The organism is Psychrobacter sp. FME13 (assembly GCF_014861395.1).
Taxonomy (GTDB): domain Bacteria; phylum Pseudomonadota; class Gammaproteobacteria; order Pseudomonadales; family Moraxellaceae; genus Psychrobacter.
This window is the reverse complement of the sequence record NZ_RRYV01000193.1, coordinates 1-5083: the sequence shown is the minus strand read 5'-3', so window position 1 is coordinate 5083 and position 5083 is coordinate 1. Positions and strand designations below refer to the sequence as shown.

The 5083-nt window shown below is 42.7% G+C and carries 5 protein-coding genes; 2 read left to right on the top strand and 3 right to left on the bottom strand.

The genetic code is table 11. The features are described 5' to 3' along the window. Both EI164_RS14580 and EI164_RS14575 read right to left on the bottom strand, forming a co-directional pair. Positions 1-256 (bottom strand): IS1 family transposase (locus tag EI164_RS14580; RefSeq protein ID WP_192518970.1); only part of this gene is annotated, 256 nt, incomplete at its 3' end. 48 nt (positions 257-304) lie between these two features. Then, positions 305-736: a LysR family transcriptional regulator gene (locus EI164_RS14575; protein WP_192520642.1), complete on the bottom strand. Its 432-nt coding sequence runs from the start codon at positions 734-736 to the stop codon at positions 305-307. Positions 737-895: 159 nt separating this feature from the next. Here EI164_RS14575 and EI164_RS14570 point away from each other — a divergent pair, with 159 nt between their 5' ends. Both EI164_RS14570 and EI164_RS14565 read left to right on the top strand, forming a co-directional pair. Beyond that, positions 896-2092 (top strand): MFS transporter, encoded by a 1197-nt coding sequence (locus EI164_RS14570; RefSeq protein WP_225739326.1) that lies wholly within the window; start codon positions 896-898, stop codon positions 2090-2092. Positions 2093-2158: 66 nt separating this feature from the next. Beyond that, positions 2159-3298 carry an MFS transporter gene (locus EI164_RS14565; RefSeq protein WP_192520641.1) on the top strand — a complete coding sequence of 380 codons (1140 nt, stop codon included), beginning with the start codon at positions 2159-2161 and terminating at the stop codon, positions 3296-3298. A 32-nt stretch (positions 3299-3330) separates the two neighbouring features. Here EI164_RS14565 and EI164_RS14560 read toward each other — a convergent pair whose 3' ends face one another. Continuing rightward, complete coding sequence (locus EI164_RS14560) at positions 3331-4314, bottom strand: formylglycine-generating enzyme family protein (protein ID WP_192520640.1); 984 nt, start codon at positions 4312-4314, stop codon at positions 3331-3333. Positions 4315-5083: the final 769 nt, after the last annotated feature.

The window sequence follows — 5083 nt, the reverse complement described above, 5'->3', positions numbered from 1 at the left end:
TGGTGCCCAATACTTTACCGATACTGACTGAGGCTATAATAGCTATGTCTCTAACACCGCAACCTCTCACCGTCATTAGCCGTATGATGTCTTCTATTTTAGAGTGACAGCCCTTATAAGTTAAGGCATGGTCACCAATGAATTGACGTTTGCAGTCCTTGCATTGGTAGTTCTGCTTGCCATAGCTTTTTATGCCGTTTTTCTTTAAACTGGGACTGTGACAGTCGGGGCAGCTGATATCTATTTGTGTCTTCATAACCTCAAATATATCATCTTGCTTTGGCTGTCACCCTCCTTTATTTCTTCAGCATACTTTCTGACACACCACCAATGCTTCTATCTGTTCGGTCACCGTCATCTCAAACAACGAGACGTGTACGTGCGGAAATTTTTCTTTATAACTGCGTACCAGTGTGGTCATAAAGGTCAAACAAGCTGAGCTCAAATGCGCGATATTAAGTGTGCCTATTTGTCCATCATGTGCTCGCTTCACTTGTATCTTTGCTTGTTCTGCTAAGGCTAAAATAACAGCACCGTCTTTCAGTAGTTGCTCGCCAGCGGGCGTGATAGTCACTTCACGAGAAGTACGGTTAAACAGGACAACCCCCAATTCTGTCTCTAATGATGAAATCTGACGACTGATGGCAGGTTGTACCGTATATAGCTCACGCGCTGCTTCTGAAAAGCTCTGGTGCTTGGCTACTGCCATAAAGCTTTTGAGTGTTTTTATATCCATATTAGCCATACCTTTTATCAATTTATCTTATCAGCTCATCGTTCAGTCTTAACTTTTATATCTATACATTATTTGTATGGATTCAATCATATACTATCATTTTTGTTATTGATTGCTAAGCTCTATACTGGTGGCATGATTTATTAAGCTGAGAAAATAATGGATAAGCCTGTACTAAACCAACCATCAAGCCAGTCGTCGAGCCAATCACTAAGCCGGTTTATTCTGCTGTTAATGACCGCTGCCATTGCGGCAACGGCGGCAAACTTATATTACAACCAGCCTATTTTACCGCTCATCGGTGCTGAGTTTGATTTGACCGACTCACAACTGGGCAGTATTCCGGCATTGACGCAGTTTGGTTATGCGTTTGCTTTGCTATTTATCTCACCATTGGGCGATTCTATTGCGCGTAGACGCTTGATTGGTATCTTATCCTGTTTATTAGTAGCCGCATGCGGTTTTGCTGCCGTGTCACCAAGTTTGCCTATACTGTTACTATCCGTATTTTTGATCGGTGTTAGTGCCAATATTACCCAGCAGCTCATTCCATTTGCTGCGTCCATGGTGTCACCTGAAAACAAGGGTGCAACGCTTGGCACGCTGATGATGGGGCTAACCATTGGTATTTTATTATCTAGAACCTTAAGTGGGTTTGTAGGTGAGCAACTTGGCTGGCGCAGTGTGTTTGTGATGTCTGCGGCGTTTGCCGCTGTCTTTGGGGTACTGCTTCGGGTGTTTTTGCCAACCAATACACCGCATACCACGCTGCGTTACTTTCCACTTATCAAAAGTAGCTTATCACTATTTGTAAAACATAAATCCCTGCAAAAATTTACTTTGGCAGGCGCATTTTGGTTTGCCTCATTCAATGTGCTGTGGGCGACGCTAGCGATTTATGTCAGCGAGGCACCTTTTAATTACAATGCGCAGCAGGCAGGGCTATTTGGTGTGATTGCGTTGGCAGGGGTGATAGGGGCCAAATCCTCTGGCAAATGGGTCAATAAATTGGGCTCTAAAACGCTAGTGATGATGGCACTGACACTAGCAGCGACAGGCTTTGCTATTACAGGGTTGTTTGCAGGTAATTTGGTGTCGCTGATTATCGGGATTATTTTAATCGACTTTGCTGTATTCAGTGCACAAGTGGCCAATCAGGTTCGGGTCTTTAGTATCGATCCCGCCGCTCAGAGCCGCATCAATGGTATCTATATGCTGGGTTATTACACAGGTGGGGCATTGGGGTCTATGGCGGGTGTCAAAGCATTTGCCTTGTACCAATGGCCAGGGGTAGTGATGGTCAGTATCCTCTTTATCATCATCAGTGCCGTATTTAATGCGTTTGCCAAAAAATAAGTGATATCAGTACAGTTATATCAGTACATAGATATCGATGTTATTTTTTATCGACTAAGGACATATATGAACCAGTTAAAAACCGCAGGTAGTTTTACCTTATTGTGTATTGCCAGTTTGACCATTATGGTCGGCACGTTACTGGCACCCGGCTTGGTTAGCATTTCGGCAGGTTTGGGTATTACTGATAACAGTGTGCTGCTAATTACCTTACCGTCATTAGGTGCGGTGGTGTTTGCGCCACTAGCAGGAAAGCTCATCGATAAATATGGCGCGTACAAACTCTTGATCATCGGGTTATCTTTGTATGGGCTTGTAGGTGCCAGTGCTTATTTTTTACATGGGCCAGCGCAGGTGTTTAGCAATCGGTTTCTATTGGGTGGTATCACGGCGGTCGTCATGGCGAGCTGCACGGTACTCATCTCTACGTGGTATCAGGGAGAGGCACGCCTAAAAATGATTGCTAAACAAGGCATGTCCATCGAGCTTGGCGGGGTCATTTTCTTGTTTTTGGGTGGCTTACTTGCGTCACAATTTTGGGCCTTACCGCTATCGATTTATTTGGTGGCGTGGGTGTTTTTAGCCATGCTGTTACTGTTTGTACCGCGTAATCATGCAGCTACAGCAGAGAATGCACAGATAGTAAAAGACGACAGTAAAACCATTATTAGCGGTCTGACTCTAAAAAATGTGTATCTTATCTCAACCTTAGCGATGACTATATTTTTTACGTCAACCGTGTTATTGCCCATCACTATGAATGAGCTTAGCTACAACGAATCACAAATCGGTCAGCTGCTGGCTTTTATCTCTTTGGTGGCGGTCGTTACCGCAGGTTTTATGCCCAAAATAATCAAATGGTTGAATGAGCCCAAAGTACTGGCGCTGGCATTCTTAGCATTTGCATTGTCATATGTTTGCTTTACGCAAGCCAGCACCTTGATATTAATAATAGGCGCGCTGTTAATCGGCATTGGCTTTGGCTTTAGTATTCCGCTACTGAACCACATGACAGTAGAGTTAAGCGCTGCCAAAGTACGTGGTCGTAATCTATCGTATTTTACGATGGCAGTGTTTTCGGGTCAGTTCTTCACATCATTTATGGAGTATATGCCGGGCGGCGCGCACAATGTGTTTATTCTATGTAGTGTATGCAGCGTCATTATTAGTGGGGTGTTATTTATGAGAGGGGGCAAATCTGCCTGAGTTAGCGTTTATAGTTGTAAAAGAGAAGGTGGTCAGCTAATAGCCTGTGGGCTGTTAGCAACGCAGCGTGCAGAAGTGTCTCCATTCTGATTAATTTCAGCGTCATTGTCTAAAAGAGGCGGATTGGGTACTTTATGCCAACGTTTTACGCTTACAGCACCTATCAACTTAATGGTGCTCGCATCGCCTTCATTTGCCTCTACGCTGCGTAGTACTTTTTCTTTACCAGCTAATGGACCTTGCGGACTATGTTCTGGACTTTCAGCATAGTAATTATCATCATACCAGTCACTCATCCATTCATAGTTCTGATTGGTCATATCATATAATCCCAACGGATTAGGCGGATATAGACCTACTATAGGCACAGCAAGGCTAGTATTATATTTACTTCTTATCTCCTGTTTTTGCTCAAAAGTCCATATATTACGTCCATCGTCTATATCTCCTGTATCGGTTGGAAATAGCACATACTGACCACGATTACGAGCCGCATACTCCCACTGAGCCTCAGTTGGTAGATTCATCGATACATTTAGCTCGTCTCCAAGCCACTGGCAATAGTGCTGAGCTGTTTGCCAGTCGATACCCGCAGCAGCATTGGGTTGGCGTACTTTTTCTGCATACTCTTGCATCCCTTCTTTTGGCTGTCCTGTCGCCATGCTATAGATATCGAAGTCACCATAAGTTGCCTTGTACGCATTCATACTAAAACTATCAAGTGTTACCTTATGCAAGGTTTTATTATCTCCGTTACTAGAAATTGGCATGCCACCAGTCCAATCAAGCTTTGGCCCAAAGTCGCCCATCTCATAACTACCGCCTTCAATAAAGCGCATATTGGCTTTTTGCTTAGCGACAAAGTCATCAAGCTGCTTTTGTTCAGCATCGGTTAGATCGCTACGAGTTTGGGGTACGCCATTGTTGTCTACTGATGTGTCAGGCGTGTTGGCGCAGGCAGATAAAGTGCATAAAGGTGATATCAATAAAGATAGGAGTAGGGGTTTAAAAGTCATAGAAGCAGGCAGTTATCTGTTATAAAAAATAAGGCAAAATATCCAATATTAAACCGTTTTCGTTTGGTTAAAAGATATTGAAAATTGGATAATAGTCGAAAATCTGGTCAATATATTGCGATAAATTTCTATATATGACAAGTCTTATCTAAAATGAAGAGTCGGATAGACGTTATACTGCATAAAATTTGGGCGTCTATAGCCTTGCTTTGGTCCATAAATAAAAATCGAATATAGTCGATAAAATACAGTATGTATTTGAATACCGGCTTTAATAGTTAGCCTAAAGGTATCCAAGTAAGAAAAGCCACATATAATCCTTACTTACATTGGTCAAGTGTGGTTGCAACTGACGGCAGCCTCGTCCTATTTGTACTGGCTGGTCTAGACCAAATCGACTATGGATCCAACAAATTTGAACGTACCTTCGATCATGAAAAGGCTCTCTAAATGTTAAAAGCTTTAAAACCGCTATCTATATGTTTTTCGATAATGTTGGTCTCCTGTTCAGTTAGTTCTCCTACTAACGATCTAAATGATAGCAGACTAGAGAGTGCCGAACACCCACTAGGGCAGGATAAGGCAACTATCGTTAAAAATGAAAAAGTATCTTTTGACAGCATAATCAAATGTAATGGGAACTTAGATTAACACATGAAGTGCAATACCAAATGCAAGGTGAAAAAAAGACCTAGATGTGCTAGCATCAAAGTTTTTATCCACCGACCAAAGTGAGATTGCAACCATGAGCTATACACATCTAAGCCTA

Coding starts and splice junctions, on each gene's coding strand:
- EI164_RS14575 (WP_192520642.1), bottom strand. CDS start 736: ATGGATATAAAAACACTCAAAAGCTTTATGGCAGTAGCCAAGCACCAG.
- EI164_RS14570 (WP_225739326.1), top strand. CDS start 896: ATGGATAAGCCTGTACTAAACCAACCATCAAGCCAGTCGTCGAGCCAA.
- EI164_RS14565 (WP_192520641.1), top strand. CDS start 2,159: ATGAACCAGTTAAAAACCGCAGGTAGTTTTACCTTATTGTGTATTGCC.
- EI164_RS14560 (WP_192520640.1), bottom strand. CDS start 4,314: ATGACTTTTAAACCCCTACTCCTATCTTTATTGATATCACCTTTATGC.